Consider the following 19480-nt stretch of genomic DNA (forward strand, 5'->3'; position numbering starts at 1 on the left):
CTCCCTCTCCCTTCAGGGCGGGGCGCGCAGCCGAGGGCTGGGGAGAGGGTGCTCTTAGCAAATGCCTGCCGCGAATACCATTCGCGAGCAAGCTCGCTCCTACAGGACCTGCGCACGGGCAAGCTCCGTAGGATGGGTGGAGCGAAGCGATACCCATCACCATGACCGCATGGGTTTCGCAAGCTCGACCCATCCTACGAAAGCACTGCGGTGCGGCCTTTTCCGTCGGCAAGAAAAAACCGCCCCGAGAGGCGGTTTCTTCAGCAACTGACACTCAACGATTGCGCGTCAGCAGCGCCGGGCGTTCGCCCTTGTCGCGGCGCGGTTCCAGTTCTTCCAGTTGCTCGGCGGTGGGGAAGCGGTCGCCGCGGACCAGGTCGCGCTTGTTGATCACCACCGGCTGGCGGGTCGGCTTGGCGGCGCCGTACTCGCTCGGCTCGCGCAGCGGCGCATCGCTCATCAGCGAGGGTTGGCCCTTGCCGCCGCGCTTGCGGGCGGCGCGCTGCTTGCCCTGGGCGTTGCCGCCCTGGCCGCCGCGGGCCTGGCCGTTGGCGTTCTTGCCACGAGGGCCCTGGCCGCCCTGGCCGGTGCCTTTCTGGCCCGGTTTGCCCTGCTTCTGGCCTTGGCCCTGAGCCTGGCCCTGGCCGCGGGCACGCTGGCCTTGGGACGCCTGGCCCTGGGGCTGGCCGCCGCGACGGCGCTGGCCGCGTTGCACGTCCTTGTCCGGGAAGGGGCTGACGTAGTCGGCGCGGTTGCCGAAGTTGTCGTAGTCGTCGTCGAGGAATTCTTCGGGGTCGCGGTCGTTGCTCTGCGCGGCCGGCTTGGGTGGCCTGGGCTGCTTGGCCTGGCCGTCGCCGCGCTGGGCCTGCTGGCCCGGCTGCTGGTCGCCCTGGGCCTCGCCCTTCTTCTTGCCGCGGCCGCCACGACGGCGGCGCTTGCCGGCCGGCTTGTCGCCCTGCTCGGCGCCCGCTTCGGCATGGGCTGCCTCGGCGGCGGGTTGCGCCTGCTGCGGCTCCTTGTCCCTGGGCTTGCGCTCGCGCTTGGCCTTGTCCTTGCGCGGCTGGCGCTGGGGCTGTTCCTTGGGCTCGGGCAGGGCCACTTCCGGCAGCACAGCCTCGGGGTCGAAGCCCTGGGTGTCGCCGGCGGGAATCTGCTGCCTGGTCAGGCGCTCGATGGCCTTGAGCAGCTTCTCTTCGTCCGGGGCCACCAGCGAGATGGCCTCGCCGCTGCGCCCGGCACGGCCGGTGCGGCCGATGCGGTGGACGTAGTCTTCCTCGACGTTGGGCAGCTCGTAGTTGACTACGTGGGGCAACTGGTCGATGTCCAGGCCACGGGCGGCGATGTCGGTGGCCACCAGGATGCGCACGTCGTTGGTCTTGAAGTCGGCCAGGGCCTTGGTGCGCGCGTTCTGGCTCTTGTTGCCGTGGATCGCCGCGGCCGGCAGGCCGTGCTTGCTCAGGTACTCGGCGAGGCGGTTGGCGCCGTGCTTGGTGCGGGTGAAGACCAGCACCTGCTCCCAGGCGCCCACGGTCACCAGGTGCGCCAGCAGGGCGCGCTTCTGTACCGAGGGGATGCGGAACACACGCTGCTCGATGCGCTCGACGGTGGTGTTCGGCGGGGTGACCTCGATGCGCTCGGGGTTGTGCAGCAGCTTGTTGGCGAGGTCGGTGATGTCTTTCGAGAAGGTCGCCGAGAACAGCAGGTTCTGGCGCTTGGGCGGCAGCTTGGCGAGGACCTTCTTGACGTCGTGGATGAAGCCCATGTCGAGCATGCGGTCGGCTTCGTCGAGGACCAGGATCTCCACGCGGGAGAGGTCGACGCTGCCCTGGCCGATCAGGTCGAGCAGGCGGCCGGGGCAGGCCACCAGCACGTCGACGCCCTTGGACATGGCCTGGACCTGGGGATTCATGCCGACGCCGCCGAAGATGCAGGCGCTCTTCAGGGGCAGGTCGCGGGCATAGACCTTGAAGCTGTCGTGGACCTGGGCGGCCAGCTCGCGGGTCGGCGTCAGCACCAGCACGCGCGCCTGGCGCGGGCCGTGGCGGTGTTCACGGTCGGGGTGGCCTTCGGGGAACAGCCGCTCGAGCACCGGAAGGGCGAAGCCACCGGTCTTGCCGGTGCCGGTCTGGGCCGCGACCATCAGGTCGCGACCTTGCAATACGGCGGGAATCGCCCGCTCCTGGACAGGGGTGGGCTGGCTGTAGCCCGCCGCCTCTACTGCGCGGGCCAGCGCCTCGGAGAGACCGAGGGAGGAAAAGGACATGCGGGGTATTCCTATATGAGCCGGCGGCTGGCCGGCGAATGTGAAGTCACCAAGTTCTTCGAACTCCTCTGTACCCTCGTTCCCGTGGCGGGAAGAGGGACGGCGCGGGGCGCTGCGTATGCACCCATGGCCGAGCTACTGGCAGGGGCCCTCGCGGGCTCCTCCGGGGGCCGGCGGCAAGGGCCGCCGGCCTGGGGTTTGCGCCCGGCCCCGGAAGGGCAGAGGCGCTGCCAGCGCCGGCCTGCCGTTCAGAGCAGGTCCTGCTGGCGTAGGTGCTGGCGTATCTCCTTGAGCCTTGGGCCGAGGAGATGGCGCAACACCTTGTGGTTCAGCCATTCACCGAGCTGCTCTTGCACCGGCTGGTCGGGATGGCGTGCGATGACGTTGGTCGCGGCCTTTTCCCACCAGACGGGGCCGCAGGCCCGGTCGAACTCGTTGTCGTAGTCGTGGCACCCGTAGAACAGCTCCAGGCTGAACTGGCGCATCGGGACCGGCAACGGCAGTGTTCTCAGCTTGTACAGCAGGCGCGCGGCACGTGGTGGACGCGGCAGGCGGTCGGTCACCAGCAGGGTGTCGTCGAGAGCCAGGGGGCTGAGAAGGGACGTTCGGTGCTTGTGCAGCCAGGCCTGGGCTTTCGCCCGGAACAACTGCTTGCGGCTCCAATAATGGTGGATGAGGTCGGTACAGCCGACGGGTTCCAGTTGTCTGTAGGCCGCAATCGCCAGAACGAACTCTTCAAGATTATAGGCTGCGCGGGCAATTGGGTAGAGGTCATCCATCAATTCCAACGAACGGTCGAGTACGAGGGCGTCTTCGCGGGTCAGTCCGATCACCCCGGAATTGATCAGCGGCGTCCGTTCGTCGGCCAGCCCGCGGGCCTTCAGGGGCTCGATCAGTTGGCGATAGACGGGCGCCTGCGAGTCGCCAAGCCGGTGCCGCACGGCGTTGCACAGCAGGGCGCCGGGCCGCACCTGGGCGAACAGCCGGGCCGGCGATACGCGGAAGAAGGTGTCGGTGTCGATCAGCACGGCGGCGGGCAGTTCGTCGAGCGCCTGGCGCAGGGCCACGTGCTTGGCGCGGAAGTGATAGCCGTGCGGCCCGTACCAGCCGGCCAGGGTGCCTGCGTCGATGTGGCGCACCCGCACCGGCAGCCCGGCGTAGGGGGCGCTGTCATCGGTGACGACCTGGATGTCCAGGCGCAGCTGCGGCGTTTCCCGTGCCCGGGCGATGGCGCTGGCGATGCTGAACAGGGCTTCCTGATGGTAGGTCTGGCGACCGTACACGAGGTAGATCAGAGAGGGGGCATGTGCCATGCCATGTGCAACCTCTAGCGTCCTGGTCGGTGAACCGCCGCCCGTGGCGGGCGGCGGAACGCCGTTGCGCTAGCGGGGCAGCTTCAGGTTTTTCCACAGTGCCAGGCTGGGGTCGGCCTGGTTCAGCGTGTAGAAATGCAGCCCGGGGGCGCCGCCGTCCAGCAGACGCTCGCACATCTCGGTGATCACCTGCTCGCCGAAGGACTGGATGCTGGCGATGTCGTCGCCATAGGCTTCCAGCTGCTTGCGGACCCAGCGGGGGATTTCGGCGCCACAGGCGTCCGAGAAACGCGCCAGCTTGGAGTAGTTGGTGATCGGCATGATGCCCGGGACGATCGGGATGTCGATGCCCAACTTCTGTGCACGCTCGACGAAGTGGAAATAGCTGTCGGCGTTGAAGAAATACTGCGTGATTGCACTGTCAGCACCGGCCTTGACCTTGCGTACGAAATTGGCCAGATCGTGCTCGGAATTGCGCGCCTGCGGGTGTACTTCCGGGTAGGCAGCGACCTCGATGTGGAAGTGGTCGCCGGTCTCGGCGCGGATGAACTCCACCAGCTCGTTGGCGTAGCGCAGCTCGCCGCTGGCCATGCCCATGCCCGAGGGCAGGTCGCCGCGCAGGGCGACGATGCGGCGGATACCGGCGTCCTTGTAGTGGGCGAGCAGGGCGCGCAGTTCGGCCTTGGTGTCGCCGACGCAGGACAGGTGCGGCGCGGTGGGGACGTTCACCTCGCCGTCCAGCTGCAGGACGGTGACCAGGGTGCGGTCGCGGGTGGAGCCGCCGGCGCCGTAGGTGCAGGAGAAGAAGTCCGGCTTGTAGCCGGCCAGCTGGCGCGCGGTGGCCAGCAGTTTTTCATGCCCGGCTTCGGTCTTGGCGGGGAAGAACTCGAAGCTGAAGCGGCGATCGGATGTCGTCATGGAACAGATCCGCAAGAGGCTGTCGGGACGTGATCGCTGAAGGCTGAAGGCTGAAAGCTGAACGAAAAGGCAGATCGGTGCGCTTTTTCGTCCAGCCTCCAGCCTCCGGCTTCCAGCGGCTTTTTAGTAGCGGTAAGTATCGGGCTTGAACGGACCTTCGACGGTCACGCCGATGTACTCGGCCTGTTTCGGCGTCAGTTGGGTGACCACGCCGCCGAAGCCGCGGACCATCTCCAGGGCGACTTCCTCGTCGAGTTTCTTCGGCAGCACTTCGACGCTCAGGCGCTTGGCCTTCTCGGCGGCCGGCTGGTCGGCGAACTTGCGCTCGAACAGGTGGATCTGCGCCAGCACCTGGTTGGCGAAGGAGCCGTCCATGATGCGGCTCGGGTGGCCGGTGGCGTTGCCCAGGTTCACCAGGCGGCCTTCGGCGAGCAGGATCAGGTAGTCGTCGTTGTGCGGATCGAAGCCGTCCTTGCCGGTGCGGTGGATCTTGTGCACCTGCGGCTTGACCTCTTCCCAGGCCCAGGTCTTGCGCATGAAGGCGGTGTCGATCTCGTTGTCGAAGTGGCCGATGTTGCAGACCACGGCGCGCTTCTTCAGGGCCTTGAGCATGCCGGCGTCGCAGACGTTGACGTTGCCGGTGGTGGTGACGATCAGGTCGATCTTGCCCAGCAGGGCGGCGTCGACGCTGGCCTCGGTGCCGTCGTTCAGGCCGTTCTTGTAGGGCGATACGACTTCGAAGCCGTCCATGCAGGCCTGCATGGCGCAGATCGGGTCGACTTCCGAGACCTTGACGATCATGCCTTCCTGGCGCAGCGACTGCGCCGAGCCCTTGCCCACGTCGCCGTAGCCGATCACCAGCGCCTGCTTGCCCGACAGCAGGTGGTCGGTGCCGCGCTTGATGGCGTCGTTGAGGCTGTGGCGGCAGCCGTACTTGTTGTCGTTCTTGCTCTTGGTCACCGAGTCGTTGACGTTGATCGCCGGGACTTTCAGGGTGCCGGCCTTGAGCATGTCGAGCAGGCGGTGCACGCCGGTGGTGGTCTCTTCGGTGATGCCGTGGATCTTCTCCAGCATCGCCGGGTATTTCTTGTGCAGGATCTCGGTCAGGTCACCGCCGTCGTCCAGCACCATGTTGGCGTCCCACGGCTGGCCGTCCTTGAGGATGGTCTGCTCGATGCACCACTCGTATTCCTGCTCGGTCTCGCCCTTCCAGGCGAACACCGGGATGCCGGCGGCGGCGATGGCGGCGGCGGCCTGGTCCTGGGTGGAGAAGATGTTGCAGCTGGACCAGCGCACTTCGGCGCCGAGGGCGACCAGGGTCTCGATGAGCACGCCGGTCTGGATGGTCATGTGGATGCAGCCGAGGATCTTGGCGCCCTTGAGCGGCTGGCTGGCGGCGTACTTGCGGCGCAGGCCCATCAGTGCCGGCATCTCGGACTCGGCGATGATCAGCTCGCGGCGGCCCCAGGCGGCCAGGGAAATGTCGGCGACTTTATAGTCGGTGAAACCGGCAGGCGTCATGACAGCGCTCATGCGTAACTCTCCATTCGTTGTCTGCGAATGGGCGCCGTTGATGCGTTTGGCGATCGGCGGACGCCGACCGGGACGCGCCCCGTCCGAGCCTGACAAGCCTTGGCTTGCTGCAGCGCCCCTCGGAACGGGTGGCGGGAACGGCCGGAGCGGAGCCGGCCGGTGAAGCCTGCGGATTATAGCGATGCCGGGCGGCAAGCCAAAGGTTTTCCGTCGTCCGCCGGGCCCGCCCGCGCCGCGCCAGGGGCCGTGAATACCCTGGCGCGGCGGCGCGCGGGTTCAGATCACGCCCTGCTCGCGCAGCTTGCCGATGGCGGCGGCGTCCAGGCCGAGCACGCTTTCGAGGATCTGCTCGGTGTGCTGGCCGAGGGTCGGCGGGGCGTTGCGGTACTCGACGGGGGTCTGCGACAGGCGGATCGGGCTGGCCACCTGGGGCACGGTCCCGGCCAGCGGGTGCGGCAGGTCCACGCGCAGGCCGCGGGCGATCACCTGCGGGTCGGCGAACACCTGGGCCAGGTCGTTGATCGGCCCGCAAGGCACGCCGGCCTGCTCCAGCGCGGCGATCCATTCGGCCGTGGTGCGCATCACCGTGGCCTGGCGGATCAGCGGGATCAGTACGTCGCGGTGGGCGACCCGCGCCTTGTTGCTGGCGAAGCGTTCGTCGTCGGCCCATTCCGGGTGCCCGGCCAGTTCGCAGAATTTGCGGAACTGCCCGTCGTTGCCGACCGTGAGGATCATGTCGCCGTCGGCGGTGGGGAAGTCCTGGTAGGGCACGATGTTCGGGTGGGCGTTGCCCAGCCGGCGCGGCGGGATACCGGTGGTCAGGTAGTTCAGCGTCTGGTTGGCCAGGCAGGCCACCTGCACGTCGAGCAGGGCCATGTCGATGTGCTGGCCGATGCCGCTGACGTCGCGGTGGGCGAGGGCGGCGAGGATGGCGGTGGACGAATACAGGCCGGTGAGGATGTCGGTCAGCGCCACGCCGACCTTCACCGGGCCGGCGCCTTCCTCGGCGTCGGAGCGCCCGGTGATGCTCATCAGGCCGCCCAGGCCCTGGATCATGAAGTCGTAGCCGGCGCGCTTGGCGTAGGGGCCGGTCTGGCCGAAGCCGGTGATGGAGCAGTAGATCAGCTTCGGGTTGAGCTGCTTGAGCGACTCGTAGTCCAGCCCGTAGCTCTTCAGCCCGCCGACCTTGAAGTTCTCCAGCACGATGTCGGCCTTGGCCGCCAGCTCGCGCACCAGGCGCTGGCCCTCGGGCCGGGTGAAGTCGATGGTGAGGGATTTCTTGTTGCGGTTGGCCGACAGGTAGTAGGCCGCCTCGCTGGTGTCGCGGCCCTCGGCGTCCTTGAGGAACGGCGGGCCCCAGGCGCGGGTGTCGTCGCCGCTGCCGGGGCGTTCGATCTTGATCACTTCGGCGCCGAGGTCGGCGAGGATCTGCCCGGCCCATGGGCCGGCCAGGACGCGGGAAAGGTCGAGAACGCGGATATGGGACAGGGCGCCGGACATGGATGACCTCGCAGAGGAGCTGGAAGCGGGAAGCTTGAAGCCGGAAGCCCGCGCCGGAGAGGCTTCCAGCTTCGGGCTTCCAGCTTATGGCTCGTCTATGGCTCGTCTTAGAAGAAAGCCTGGATGCCAGTCTGGGCGCGGCCGAGGATCAGCGCGTGGACGTCGTGGGTACCTTCATAGGTGTTCACCACTTCCAGGTTGACCAGGTGGCGGGCCACGCCGAACTCGTCGGAGATGCCGTTGCCGCCGAGCATGTCGCGGGCCATGCGGGCGATGTCCAGGGCCTTGCCGCAGCTGTTGCGCTTCATGATCGAGGTGATTTCCACCGCGGCGGTGCCTTCGTCCTTCATCCGGCCCAGGCGCAGGCAGCCTTGCAGGGCCAGGGTGATTTCGGTCTGCATGTCGGCCAGTTTCTTCTGGATCAGCTGGTTGGCGGCCAGCGGGCGGCCGAACTGCTTGCGGTCCAGGGTGTACTGGCGGGCGGTGTGCCAGCAGGCCTCGGCGGCGCCCAGGGCGCCCCAGGAGATGCCGTAGCGCGCCGAGTTCAGGCAGGTGAACGGGCCGCGCAGGCCGCGCACTTCGGGGAAGGCGTTCTCTTCGGGGACGAACACGTTGTCCATCACGATCTCGCCGGTGATGGAGGCGCGCAGGCCGACCTTGCCGTGGATGGCCGGGGCGGACAGGCCTTCCCAGCCTTTCTCCAGGACGAAGCCGCGGATCTGGCCTTCGTCGTCCTTGGCCCAGACCACGAAGACGTCGGCGATCGGGCTGTTGGTGATCCACATCTTGGCGCCGGACAGGCGGTAGCCGCCGTCGACCTTCTTCGCGCGGGTGATCATCGAGCCCGGGTCGGAGCCGTGGTTCGGCTCGGTCAGGCCGAAGCAGCCGATGTATTCGCCGCTGGCCAGCTTGGGCAGGTACTTCTGCTTGGTGGCTTCGTTGCCGAACTCGTAGATCGGCACCATGACCAGGGACGACTGCACGCTCATCATCGAGCGGTAGCCGGAGTCGACGCGCTCGACCTCGCGGGCGATCAGGCCGTAGCACACGTAGTTCAGGCCGCTGCCGCCGTACTCGGCGGGGATGGTCGCGCCGAGCAGGCCGGTCTCGCCCATCTCGCGGAAGATCGCCGGGTCGGTCTGCTCATGGCGGAAGGCCTCCAGCACGCGCGGGGCCAGCTTGTCCTGGGCGAACTGCTGGGCGCTGTCGCGAACCATGCGCTCTTCTTCGGTGAGTTGCTGATCCAGCAGCAGCGGGTCTTCCCAGTTGAAGCTTGCTTTGGTGGCCATCGGGTTACCTCGGGGCAGTGACAGGGTGTCCGACCAGTTTAGGCGGACGCAGTGCGGTCGATCCTAGTCAGCCGCCGACCGGTGCGGCAACCGACTAATTCGCACGCTGTTGTGCTATTTTCTCACTCCGTGATCGCCCGGGCCCCATGAAACGAATGTTTGAATGGCCTGTTTCCCGGGCTTCGCGGATCACGAGATTCCCAAGAGGCATTCGATGCGGCGCAAGATCCCCACCACCGCGGCGCTGGTCAGCTTCGAGTCGGCGGCGCGCCATGAAAGCTTCACCAAGGCCGCCGAGGAACTGTCGCTGACGCAGAGCGCCATCTGCCGGCAGATCGCCGGGCTGGAGGCGTTCCTCGGCGTCGAACTGTTCCGCCGTTCGCGGCGCGGCGTCAAGCTCACCGAGGCGGGGCTGGGCTACAGCCGGCGCATCGCCGCGCGGCTGGACGCAGTGGAGCGCGACACCCTGGCGGTGATGGGCCAGCAGGGCGGCGGCAGCATCGAGCTGGCGGTGGTGCCGACCTTCGCCACCCAGTGGCTGTTGCCGCGGCTCAAGGCCTTCAAGGGGCTGTACCCGGAGGTCACGGTGAACCTGACCAACCGCACCCGGCCCTTCCTCTTCGCCGACACCGACTTCGACTGCGCGCTGTACTTCGGCGACGGCGCCTGGTCCGGCACGGTGAAGCACTTCCTCATGCGCGAGAACCCGGTGCCGGTGTGCAGCCCGGAGCTGCTCGAGGGCCGCGCCAGCCTCAGCGCCGAGGCGATCGCCGCGCTGCCGCTGATGCAGCAGACCACCCGGCCCTACGCCTGGCGCCAGTGGTTCGGCTCCCTGGGCATGAGCGTCGCCCACGACATGAGCGGCACCCGCTACGAGCTGTTCTCCATGCTCGCCCAGGCGGCCGAGCAGGGCATGGGCGTGGCGCTGATCCCGCCGATGCTGATCCAGCGCGAACTGGCCGAGGGCCGGCTGATCGTGGCGATGCAACATGCCTATTTGAGCGAGCATGCCTATTACCTGATGATTCCCGAGCGCAAGGTGGAGTCCGCCATCGTCCGCGCCTTCCGCGACTGGCTGGTGGAACAGGCGCGCATCTACCGCGAGGAGGCCGGCCTGGGCTGACTCCAGGCAGGACGCGCAGCGGCGATCCGCGCGATAATTGCGCAGCCGGCGGGGCTCGACCCGTCAACTTGCCGACAAGGCATCGCGCTCACGAGGCGCAACCAGCAAGGAGTTCCCATGAATTTCCACACCCGCAAATGGGTAAAACCCGAAGACCTCAACCCCAACGGCTCGCTGTTCGGCGGCAGCCTGTTGAAGTGGATCGACGAAGAGGCGGCCATCTACGCCATCGTCCAACTGGGCAACCAGCGCGTGGTCACCAAGTTCATCTCCGAGATCAACTTCGTCAGCTCGGCGCGCACCGGCGACATCATCGAGATGGGCATCACCGCCACCGACTTCGGCCGCACCTCGATCACCCTGACCTGCCACGTGCGCAACAAGATCACCCGCAAGAGCATCCTCACCATCGACAAGATGGTCTTCGTCAACATGGGCCCGGACGGCCTGCCGGCGCCCCACGGCAAGACCGAGATCACCTACATCAAGGACCAGTTCAAGGACGGGGACGACCTCGAGCCCTGAGCCTGCGGGCCCGCAGCGACGCATCCAGGCTTTGCATCCGCGCGGTTTCGTGTGAGCCTGTGCCCGCCCACGGCGGGTGCGGGCCACCGCTCCCCCGTCGTACCACCACAGAAAAAGACCGGGGAGACACCATGCAAGCGCCCATCGCATCCACGCTGCGCCGCCTCGTCGCGGCCACCTGCTGCGCCGTCCTGCTGGGCGGCGCCGCCCAGGCCGCCGAGCCCAAGGCCGACCTCAAGCCCGAGGCCGGCACCTTCAAGATGGGCATGCAGCCCTGGCTGGGCTACGGCCAGTGGTACGTCGCCGAGCAGGCCGGGGCCTTCAAGGCCAACGGCCTGGACAAGGTCGAGCTGGTCAACTTCACCGAAGACAAGGACATGAACGCCGCCCTGGCCAGCGGCCAGATCGACGGCGGCAACCTCGCCACCCACACCGCCATGGCCATGGTCGCCGCCGGCCTGCCGGTGAAGATCGTCCTGCTGCTGGACCAGAGCACCAGCGCCGACGCGCTGATCGTCGACCCCTCGATCAAGACGCTGAAGGACCTCAAGGGCAAGCAGGTCGCCTATGAAGAGGGCACCACCAGCGACATCCTCCTGCACAGCGCCCTGCGCAAGGCCGGCCTGAGCCTGGCCGACGTGCAGCCGGTGCCGATGCCGGCGGCCAACGCCGGTTCCGCGCTGATCGCAGGCCAGGTGCCGGCGGCGGTGACCTACGAGCCCTACCTGAGCGCCGCCAGGCAGCAGAACCCGAAGGTCAACCTGCTGTACAAGGGCTCGGACGACCCGGGCATCATCAGCGACGTGTTCGTGGTCCGCGACGAGGTGCTCAAGCAGCGCCCCGGCCAGGTGCTGGCCCTGCTCAAGAGCTGGGAAGCCGGCCTGAAGCACTACCAGGCCCACACCGCCGAAGGCCGCGCGGCCATCGCCAAGGGCGTCGGCGCCGAGCCGGCGGAGCTGCAGAGCGCCTTCGACGGCGTGCGCTTCTATTCCCTGGGCGAGAACAAGGCCGAGCTGAAGGGCGCCTTCGTCAAGGACTCCTTCGCGCACATCCAGAAGGCCGCCAGCGAAGCCGGCATCATCCAGCAGCCGGTGACCCCGGAGCAGGCCGTCGACGCGCGCTTCGCCGAGGCGCTCTGACGCACCCCGCGCGCCGGCTCCGGGCCGGCGCGCTTTCCCCGTTACCCCGAGCCCAGCATGAACGCCCGTAAACCCTCCCCGCTGTTCGTCATCGGCAAGCCGCTGGCGCGCACCCACCTGCTGCTGATCGGCGGCGGCGTATTCGTCCTGCTGGCCCTGGCCTGGTGGGCGGCCGGCGCCAGCGGCGCGGTGCCGAAGATCTTCCTGCCGGCGCCCGGCGACGTCTGGGCGCGCATGCTCAGGCTGGCCGCCGACGGTACCCTGTGGGCCGACCTGAAGGTCAGCGTCTACCGCATCCTGGTGGCCTTCGCGATTTCCTCGGCGATGTCCATCGTCATCGGCGTGTTCGCCGGCTGCTACGGCTTCTGGAAGGCCGCCACCGAGCCGCTGGTGGACTTCGTGCGCTACATGCCGGTGGTGGCCTTCGTGCCGCTGAGCATCCTCTGGGCCGGCACCAGCGACTTCCAGAAATTCCTCATCATCTGGATCGGCACCTTCTTCCAGCAGGTGCTGATGGTGATGGACGCCATCAAGCGCGTGCCGCCGGACTTCGTCGGCCTCGGCCGCACCCTGGGCATGCCGGATAGGCGCATCCTCCTGAAGATCGTCCTGCCCAGCGCCCTGCCGGGCATCTGGGACGCCCTGCGCATCAGCCTCGGCTGGGCCTGGACCTGGCTCGTGTTGGCCGAGCTGGTGGCCGCCACCTCGGGCCTGGGCTACCGCATCGTGGTGTCGCAGCGCTTCTTCCAGACCGACACCATCATCGGCTACATCCTGCTGCTCGGCCTGCTGGGGCTGGTCACCGACCAGGCCATGCGCGCCGCCGAGCGCGTCCTGTTCCGCTACAACCGGAGGCGCGGCTGATGGCGACCCTGGAGATTTCCGGCCTGAACAAGAGCTTCGCGGTCGGCAGAGAGCGCCGCGAGGTGCTGCGCAACATCGACCTGACCCTGGCGGACAACGAGTTCGTCTCCATCGTCGGCACCTCCGGCTGCGGCAAGAGCACCCTGCTGTCCATTGCCGCGGGGCTCGAGGACTTCGACAGCGGCAGCGTCAAGGTCGATGGCGTGCCCATCGCCGGCCCCGGCCTGGACCGCGGCGTGGTGTTCCAGGCCTACACCCTGCTGCCCTGGCTGACCGCGCGGCAGAACGTCGAGTTCGCCCTCAAGGCCGCCGGCCGCTCCCGCGCCGAGTGCCGCGAGATCGCCGCCGAGCACCTGCAGCTGGTGAAGCTGGAGAAGTTCGCCGACGCCTATCCCACGGAGCTGTCCGGCGGCATGAAGCAGCGCGTGGCGATCGCCCGGGCGCTGTCCTACCGGCCGAAGATCCTGCTGATGGACGAGCCCTTCGGCGCCCTGGACGCCATGACCCGCCACCAGATGCAGGAGCTGCTCACGCGTATCTGGGAGACGCACCGGCTGACGGTGATGTTCGTCACCCACGACGTCGAGGAGGCGGTCTACCTGTCCGACCGCATCGTGGTCATGGGCCTGGGCCCGGGGCGGATCAAGACCACCTTCGACGTGGGCCTGCCGCGCCCGCGCCGCGAGGAGATGGCCGGCAGCGCCGAGTTCATCGAGCTGCAGCGCCAGGTGTTGCGCTCGATCCGCGAGGAAGAGGCCGGCGCCGCGGTGCTCTGAGGCTCACCAGCGGCCGGAGGCCCCGCCGCCGCCGCTGGAACCGCCGCCCCCGCCGAAGCCGCCGCCACCCCGGCCACCGAAGCCGCCCCCGCCGAAACCTCCGCCGCGCCCGCCGCGGAAGAAGCCGGCCGGCAGCAGGAAGAAGGGGTAGGCGATGAGGGCGAAGACGAAGGCGCTGACGCCGTTGTTGACCAGCGCGGCGAAGCTGAAGGTCAGCACCAGGCTGAGCACGCCGGCCAGCACCCCGACGACCACGCTGCACACCACATAGCGGCCGAAGCTGCGCTGGCGCATGAACGGCAGCGGCAGCAGGCGCCCCAGCAGCGGCACGCCGGCCAGCAGGGCGAACAGCGGCAGCAGGCTGCCGGCCGGCAGGCCCAGGTCGTCGCCCTGGGTGGCCTGTTGGGGTTCGGGCAGCGCCTCGCCGTCGATCAGCTTCTCCAGGCTGTCCACCCCGGCCTGCACGCCGCCGGCGAAGTCGCCTTCGCGGAAGTGCGGGACTATCTGCTCGCGGATGATGCGCCCGGCCAGGACGTCGGTGATGGCGCCTTCCAGGCCGTAGCCGACCTCGATGCGCAGGGCGCGGTCGTCCTTGGCCACCACCAGCAGCACGCCGTCGTCCACGCCCTTGCGGCCCAGCTTCCACTGCTCGAAGGCGCGCACCGCGTACTGCTCGATGCTCTCCTCGCCGGTGCTGGGGATCATCAGCACCGCCAGTTGCGCGCCCTTGCGCTGCTCCAGCGCCGCCAACTGCTGTTCAAGGCGGCCGCGCTGCTCGGCGTCGAGGGTGGCGGTGAGGTCGGTGACCCGCGCGCTCAGCTGGGGCACGGCCACCTCGGCCCGCGCCAGGCCCGCGCAGCACAGCAGGGCCAGCGCCAGCAGCCAGGCGCGCATGCTCATTGCGCCGGTTGCGGCTGCGGCGTGCCGAAATCTACCTTGGGCGCGGTGGAGATGGCCGCCTCGTTCTCCACGCTGAAGTTGGCCTTGGGCTGGTAGCCGAAGATCTTCGCGGTGATCACCTGCGGGAACTGGCGGATCAGCACGTTGTAGTCCTGCACCGCCTTGACGTAGCGGCCGCGGGCCACGGTGATGCGGTTCTCGGTGCCTTCGAGCTGCGTCAGCAGGTCTTTGAACAGGCCGTCGGCCTTGAGCTGTGGATAATTCTCGGTGACCACCAGCAGCCGCGAGAGCGCCGAGCTGAGCTCGCCCTGGGCCTGCTGGAAGCGCTGCATGGCCGCCGCGTCGCCGAGCTGGTCGGCATTGAGGGTGGTGCTGCCGACCCTGGCCCGGGCCTCGGTGACCTGGGTGAGCACGGCGGCCTCGTGGGCGGCGTAGCCTTTCACGGTGTTGACCAGGTTGGGCACCAGGTCGGCGCGCCGCTGGTACTGGTTGAGCACTTCGGACCAGGCCGCCTTGACCTGCTCGTCGCCGGCCTGCATGGCGTTGTAGCCGCAGCCGGTGAGCAGGGAGACGAGGACGTAGCAGCACAGGAACTTGAGCATTCGGGGCATGGCAGGGGACTCTGGCGATCGCGAAACCCCCAGTCTAGACCAGCCACGCTCCTCGGTGCGCAGCCGCGTGCGCACTTCAGGCCTTTCCGAGGCTTGCCGGGCATGGGGAGCGAGGCGCTAGAATCGCAACTGGTCTATACCAGGAAGCCCCGCCTTGTTCGCCACCGCCCTGGTGCTGCTCGCCGCCGTGCTCCACGCGGCCTGGAACACCCTCGTCAAATTCAGCGCCGACCGCCTGCTGGTGGTGGCCTGCATGGACCTCGTCGGCCTGCTCGTGGCCCTCGCCCTGCTGCCCTGGATCAGCCTGCCGCCGGCCGAGGTCTGGCCCTGGCTGGGCAGCGCCGTGGCCCTGCAGCTGGTCTACCGGGTGCTGCTGATCCAGGCCTACAAGGTCGGCGACCTCGGCCTGGTCTACCCGCTGATGCGTGGCCTGTCGCCGCTGGTGGTGCTGGCGCTGACGCTGCTGGTGGGCGGCGAGCAGCTCAGCGACCGGCAGGTCCTCGGCATCCTGCTGATCCCGCTGGGCATGCTGTTCCTGCTCAAGGGCGGCGGCGGTTCGCGGCTGCCCTGGATCGCCTTCCCCGTGGTGCTGCTGATGGGCCTGTGCATCGGCAGCTACACCTGGACCGACGGCCACGCCCTGAAGCGCTGGCCGCAGCCGCTGGACTACCTGGTGTGGCTGACGCTGCTCTCCGGCGTGCCCTTCCCGCTGCTCGCCCTGGGCACGCGCACCCGCGCCTTCGCGCGCTTCTGGCAGACGCAGTGGAAGCTCGGCCTGTGCGTCGGCATCTGCGTGATGGCCAGCTACGGCCTGGTGCTCTGGGCCATGCAGCTGGGCTCGGTGGCCGAGGCCGCGGCGCTGCGCGAGACCAGCGTGGTGCTGGTGGTGCTGTTCGGCATGCGCTTCCTCAAGGAGCCCTTCGGGCTGCCGCGCCTGCTGGCGTGCAGCCTGGTGCTGGCGGGGATGCTGGTGATGAAGCTCTGAGCTAGGCGAACAGGCCGCGAGATTGGCCGCTTTGGCGCACGCATCCGCCCGCCGGCCACTGACCTTCGCCTATGCTTGGCGGCAACCTGCCGACTTCCCAGCCGACGAGACCTCCGTTCATGCCCATCGCCTTCTGGTGCATCCTGATCGCCATCTTCCTGCCCTACCTGGGCACCAGCATCGCCAAGTTCACCGGCGGCGGCTTCGGCCCCCGGCAGAACCACGACCCGCGCACCTTCCTGGCCGGCCTGGAGGGCTACCGCAAGCGCGCCAACGCCTTCCAGCTGAACAGCTTCGAGGTCACCCCGGCCTTCGCCATCGCCGTGCTGGTGGCCTACGTGGTGGGCAACGCCGAGCCGGCGACCCTGGATACCCTGGCCATCGCCTGGCTGACCAGCCGCCTGCTCTACCTGATCTTCTACCTCGCCGACCTGGCGCTGCTGCGTTCGCTGGTGTGGTTCGTCGGCATGGCGCTGATCGCTGCCTTCTTTGTGGTCTCCGCCTGAACCGCAGCTGAACGGTTCGCGCATCGCTGCGGCGGATGGCCGCAGACGGGCGCGCGGGCTCTGGATCAATGCCGGGTAGCGGCGGATAATCCGCCGCTCCCGTGTCTGGCCTGTCCTACAAGAGTCCGCTCATGAAGCTGAAGACCCTGCTCGTCCTGCTGTTGGCCGGTGCCGCCCTGGCCGGTTGCCACCGCCTCGATCCGAATTCCCCGCTGGCCAAGCGCCAGGCGATCTTCAAGCAGATGCTCCACGCCAGCGAGGACATGGGCGGCATGCTGCGCGGCCGCGTGGTCTTCGACGCCGAGAAATTCCGCGCCGACTCGGTTAAGCTCAACGAGCTGGCCGGCCAGCCCTGGCAGTATTTCCCCACCAGCAAGCCGACCGACGAGGGCGGCGACAGCCGCGCCAGGGACGAGCTGTGGCAGCGCCAGCTGGAGTTCCAGGCCGACGCCAAGACCTTCCAGCAGGCCGCCGCCGCGCTGGAGGCCAACACCCGCCAGGCCACCCCGACCGCCGACGGCGTGCGCAAGGACCTGGCCGCGGTGGAAGATGCCTGCGAGGCTTGCCACAAGAAATTCAGGGCGCTTTGACGGGCGCTCCGCTTTTTGTAGGAGCGAGCTTGCTTGCGAACGGTGCTTGCCCAGGTCTTTTGGGGTTGGGCTGTAGAGCGCCCTCTCCCTAACCCTCTCCCTGAAGGGAGAGGGGACCGTTGGGCAGGGTTGGGGATTCTGGAGTCAGCCGGCAGCTCCGCTGGTTTCCAGCTGAAACCATTTCTTCTCTCGGCACGGACTAGCCCCCTCTCCCTTCAGGGAGAGGGTTGGGGAGAGGGAACGGAGTCGACCTGAAGCAACAGTGCAACAGGGAGACTCCGTTCGCGAGCTTGCTCGCTCCTACAGGTAGCCAGCCAGGCACCAGCCTGCTCTCACTCCTCCAACTCCCGCTTCGCCTGCTCCAGCTCCGCGCGGGCCTCGGCCAGCTTGTCCTTGCGCTTCTCGATCTTCTGCGCGTCGCCCTTGTTCATGGCCTTGCGCAGGTCGCTTTCGCGCTGGCTGACTTCGCGCTCGGCATCCAGCACGCGCTGGGTGCGCTTTTGCGTCAGGCTGCCGTCGGTGCAGTAGGTGCGGGCCTTTTCCAGGGCGGTTTCCAGGCCGGCGATGGCGCCCTTGTCGCCGCGGGCGCGGGCTTCTTCCAGCTTGCCGGCGATGGCCGCCTGCTTGGCGGCGCAGCCGCTCAGGGGCTGCTCGGGTTGCGCGGCGAAGGCTCCGGTGCAGAGCAGTGCGGCGAGGCTGAGGGTAATGGATCGGAACATTCTCGGGTCCTGCGTTACCAAATGAGATATCGATGCTGACGAACGTCTAGAGTTTGCCATTAAGCGCGCGCGTGGGGGTTGCCCCATGGCAGTCCGCGGCCTGGTCGATCCATTGAACGCGCTCCGTCGGGCGGAGCGGGGGAGGCTGGATGCGTATCGCGATTCGCCTGGTTCAGACGCTGATCCTGCTGTTGCTGGCGGCCCTGCTGGTGGGCGCCTGGTACCTGCTGCCCGGCGAGCAGTTGCGCCCGCCGATGCTCACCGGGGTGAGCGAGGACAGCTCCCTGCGCGCCGGCGGCCTGCGCCGCGGCTACGTGCTCTACGTGCCGCCCAACCTGGCGCCGAACCCGGCGCTGCTGGTGGTGCTGCACGCCTCGCGCAGCAACGGCCAGCTGATGCGCCGCGACAGCGGCTTCGGCTTCGACGCCCTGGCCGACCGCGACGGCTTCCTGGTGCTCTACCCGGACGGCTTCGAGGGACACTGGAACGACTGCCGCAAGGTGGCCAGCTACAGCGCGCGCGCCCGCAACATCGACGACGTGGCCTTCCTCACCCGGCTGGTGCGGCGGATCCAGCGCGAGCGCCAGGTAGACCCGCAGCGGGTGTTCTTCGCCGGCTACTCCAACGGCGGGCAGATGGTCCTGCGCATGGCCGCGGAGTCCGAACTGCCGCTGGCCGGGATCGCCCTGGTGGCGGCCAGCCTGCCGAGCGCGGCGAACGACGCTTGCAGCGAGTCGCAGCGGGCCGTGGCGGCGCTGCTGATGAACGGCACGCGCGACCCGATCAACCCCTACGGCGGCGGGCGGGTGAAGCTGTTCGGCTTCGGCGACCGCGGCGAAGTGCTCTCCAGCGAGGCTTCGGCCGGCGAGCTGGCGCGGCGCAACGGCATCAGCGCGCCGGCGCAGCGCGAGCCGCTGACGCGCCCCGGCCCGGTCTGGTCGGAGCGCTGGCAATGGCAGGGCGAGGGAATGCCGCCGGTGGAACTGGTGAGCGTGCACGGCGGCGGCCATCTGTTGTCGCAGCCGGGCTATCGGCCGCCGCGCCTGTTCGGCATGGCCGACCCCGAGCTGGACGGGCCGGCGGAGATCTGGCGCTTCTTCAAGCAGTTGCCGGTGGCTCAGACTTCCACGGTGCCGTAGGCGTCGAAGCCGCCCTTTTCGCCCGGATAGCCACCCGGGTTGGCCACCACCCGGGCGCGGCCGATGCGGTAGTCCAGGGCGTCGTGCACGTGGCCGTGCAGCCACAGGTCGCACTGCTGCACCAGATGCTCCAGGTCCGAGGCGAAGGCCGGCGACAGGCTGTCGCCGACGTACTGTGGCGGAATGGAGCGGGCGCTGGGCGCATGGTGGGTGACCACCACGGTCGGCCCGGCGAAGGGCTCGGCCAGCTGCGCCGCCAGCCAGTCCCGCGAGACCTGGAACAGTTGCTGGCTGAGCGCCGGGGTGAAGGGCGCGGTGAACCAGTCGATGCAGCTGAAGTCGGGCATCAGGCGCAGCGCGCGTTGCAGCGCCAGTGGCAGGCTTTCCTCGCCGTAGAGCAGGAAGTCCGTCCACAGGGTGGCGCCGAGGATGCGCACGCCGTCGATGACCACCGCGTCGTTGTCCAGGAAGTGGATGTCCAGGGCGCGGGCCAGGTTGCGCATGGCCTGGGTCAGCTCGGGCAGGTCGGAGTCGTAGAACTCGTGGTTGCCGGCGACGTAGACCACCGGCGTGTCCGGGAAGGCCTCGCGGGCCCAGTGCAGGCCCTGCAGGTGCTCATGGATGTCGCCGGCCAGCACCACCAGGTCGGCGTCCACCGCGGGCAGCTCGCGGCGGCCGCCGAAGTGCTCGTGGTGCAGGTCGGAAAGGACGCGGATACGCATGCGGGTTGTCTCCTGGCCGGGTCCGGCATTGTGCGGCACGCCCGCGGCCTTGCCCAGCGCTTGAC

General features: G+C 68.4%; 19 protein-coding genes and 1 riboswitch. Of the genes, 9 read left to right on the top strand and 10 right to left on the bottom strand.

The window, feature by feature from the left end; all coding sequences use genetic code 11:
* Window positions 1–274 precede the first annotated feature (274 nt).
* The 6 genes from IG194_RS15460 to IG194_RS15485 form a co-directional block, all read right to left on the bottom strand.
* A complete protein-coding gene (locus IG194_RS15460; RefSeq protein ID WP_058488137.1) occupies window positions 275–2263 on the bottom strand; it encodes a DEAD/DEAH box helicase in 1989 nt (662 codons plus the stop codon).
* Between the two features lie 248 nt (window positions 2264–2511).
* Window positions 2512–3576, bottom strand: coding sequence for a hypothetical protein (locus tag IG194_RS15465; protein ID WP_058488138.1), 1065 nt, complete (start codon window positions 3574–3576; stop codon window positions 2512–2514).
* A gap of 69 nt (window positions 3577–3645) precedes the next feature.
* A complete protein-coding gene (gene metF / locus IG194_RS15470; RefSeq protein ID WP_058488139.1) occupies window positions 3646–4494 on the bottom strand; it encodes a methylenetetrahydrofolate reductase [NAD(P)H] in 849 nt (282 codons plus the stop codon).
* Between the two features lie 123 nt (window positions 4495–4617).
* A complete protein-coding gene (ahcY, locus tag IG194_RS15475) occupies window positions 4618–6027 on the bottom strand; it encodes an adenosylhomocysteinase (RefSeq protein ID WP_043313154.1) in 1410 nt (469 codons plus the stop codon).
* Window positions 6028–6049: 22 nt separating this feature from the next.
* A riboswitch (S-adenosyl-L-homocysteine riboswitch) is annotated at window positions 6050–6154 on the bottom strand.
* A 149-nt stretch (window positions 6155–6303) separates the two neighbouring features.
* Window positions 6304–7527 (bottom strand): CaiB/BaiF CoA transferase family protein, encoded by a 1224-nt coding sequence (locus IG194_RS15480; protein ID WP_058488140.1) that lies wholly within the window; start codon window positions 7525–7527, stop codon window positions 6304–6306.
* Between the two features lie 107 nt (window positions 7528–7634).
* Entirely contained in the window at window positions 7635–8816 is a 1182-nt protein-coding gene (locus IG194_RS15485) for an acyl-CoA dehydrogenase (RefSeq protein ID WP_009613692.1), read from the bottom strand.
* A gap of 214 nt (window positions 8817–9030) precedes the next feature.
* On the opposite strand from IG194_RS15485, the gene IG194_RS15490 reads away from it, so the two are divergent.
* From IG194_RS15490 to IG194_RS15510, 5 genes are all read left to right on the top strand, one after another.
* Window positions 9031–9939, top strand: coding sequence for a LysR substrate-binding domain-containing protein (locus IG194_RS15490; protein ID WP_043268428.1), 909 nt, complete (start codon window positions 9031–9033; stop codon window positions 9937–9939).
* A gap of 117 nt (window positions 9940–10056) precedes the next feature.
* Window positions 10057–10464, top strand: coding sequence for an acyl-CoA thioesterase (locus IG194_RS15495; RefSeq protein WP_009613689.1), 408 nt, complete (start codon window positions 10057–10059; stop codon window positions 10462–10464).
* A 131-nt stretch (window positions 10465–10595) separates the two neighbouring features.
* Complete coding sequence (locus tag IG194_RS15500) at window positions 10596–11603, top strand: ABC transporter substrate-binding protein (RefSeq protein ID WP_009613687.1); 1008 nt, start codon at window positions 10596–10598, stop codon at window positions 11601–11603.
* 57 nt (window positions 11604–11660) lie between these two features.
* Window positions 11661–12467 carry an ABC transporter permease gene (locus IG194_RS15505; RefSeq protein WP_009613685.1) on the top strand — a complete coding sequence of 269 codons (807 nt, stop codon included), beginning with the start codon at window positions 11661–11663 and terminating at the stop codon, window positions 12465–12467.
* A complete protein-coding gene (locus IG194_RS15510; protein WP_043313159.1) occupies window positions 12467–13243 on the top strand; it encodes an ABC transporter ATP-binding protein in 777 nt (258 codons plus the stop codon). Before IG194_RS15505 ends, IG194_RS15510 begins: the two co-directional genes overlap by 1 nt.
* A 3-nt stretch (window positions 13244–13246) precedes the next feature.
* Here the strand turns inward: IG194_RS15510 and IG194_RS15515 are convergent, their stop codons facing one another.
* Both IG194_RS15515 and IG194_RS15520 read right to left on the bottom strand, forming a co-directional pair.
* Complete coding sequence (locus IG194_RS15515) at window positions 13247–14137, bottom strand: TPM domain-containing protein (RefSeq protein WP_225617202.1); 891 nt, start codon at window positions 14135–14137, stop codon at window positions 13247–13249.
* A 2-nt stretch (window positions 14138–14139) separates the two neighbouring features.
* Window positions 14140–14754 (bottom strand): LemA family protein, encoded by a 615-nt coding sequence (locus IG194_RS15520; protein ID WP_009613681.1) that lies wholly within the window; start codon window positions 14752–14754, stop codon window positions 14140–14142.
* Between the two features lie 154 nt (window positions 14755–14908).
* Here IG194_RS15520 and IG194_RS15525 point away from each other — a divergent pair, with 154 nt between their 5' ends.
* The 3 genes from IG194_RS15525 (at window position 14909) to IG194_RS15535 (ending at window position 16835) form a co-directional block, all read left to right on the top strand.
* Window positions 14909–15739, top strand: a complete 831-nt coding sequence (locus IG194_RS15525) for an EamA family transporter (protein ID WP_058488142.1) — start codon at window positions 14909–14911, stop codon at window positions 15737–15739.
* Window positions 15740–15858: 119 nt separating this feature from the next.
* Window positions 15859–16245: an MAPEG family protein gene (locus IG194_RS15530; protein WP_009613679.1), complete on the top strand. Its 387-nt coding sequence runs from the start codon at window positions 15859–15861 to the stop codon at window positions 16243–16245.
* 131 nt (window positions 16246–16376) lie between these two features.
* On the top strand, window positions 16377–16835 hold the full coding sequence (locus IG194_RS15535; protein WP_043268438.1) for a c-type cytochrome: 459 nt from the start codon (window positions 16377–16379) through the stop codon (window positions 16833–16835).
* A gap of 332 nt (window positions 16836–17167) precedes the next feature.
* Here IG194_RS15535 and IG194_RS15540 read toward each other — a convergent pair whose 3' ends face one another.
* Window positions 17168–17554, bottom strand: coding sequence for a DUF1090 domain-containing protein (locus tag IG194_RS15540; protein WP_009613677.1), 387 nt, complete (start codon window positions 17552–17554; stop codon window positions 17168–17170).
* 149 nt (window positions 17555–17703) lie between these two features.
* Here IG194_RS15540 and IG194_RS15545 point away from each other — a divergent pair, with 149 nt between their 5' ends.
* On the top strand, window positions 17704–18693 hold the full coding sequence (locus IG194_RS15545) for an alpha/beta hydrolase family esterase (protein WP_058488143.1): 990 nt from the start codon (window positions 17704–17706) through the stop codon (window positions 18691–18693).
* On the opposite strand, the gene IG194_RS15550 is transcribed toward IG194_RS15545, so the two are convergent.
* Complete coding sequence (locus tag IG194_RS15550) at window positions 18672–19415, bottom strand: metallophosphoesterase (RefSeq protein WP_058488144.1); 744 nt, start codon at window positions 19413–19415, stop codon at window positions 18672–18674. The two genes, IG194_RS15545 and IG194_RS15550, sit on opposite strands and share 22 nt — an antisense overlap.
* Window positions 19416–19480: the final 65 nt, after the last annotated feature.

Origin of the sequence: Pseudomonas sp. ADPe, from assembly GCF_014843515.1 — a bacterium.
Lineage (GTDB): Bacteria > Pseudomonadota > Gammaproteobacteria > Pseudomonadales > Pseudomonadaceae > Pseudomonas > Pseudomonas citronellolis.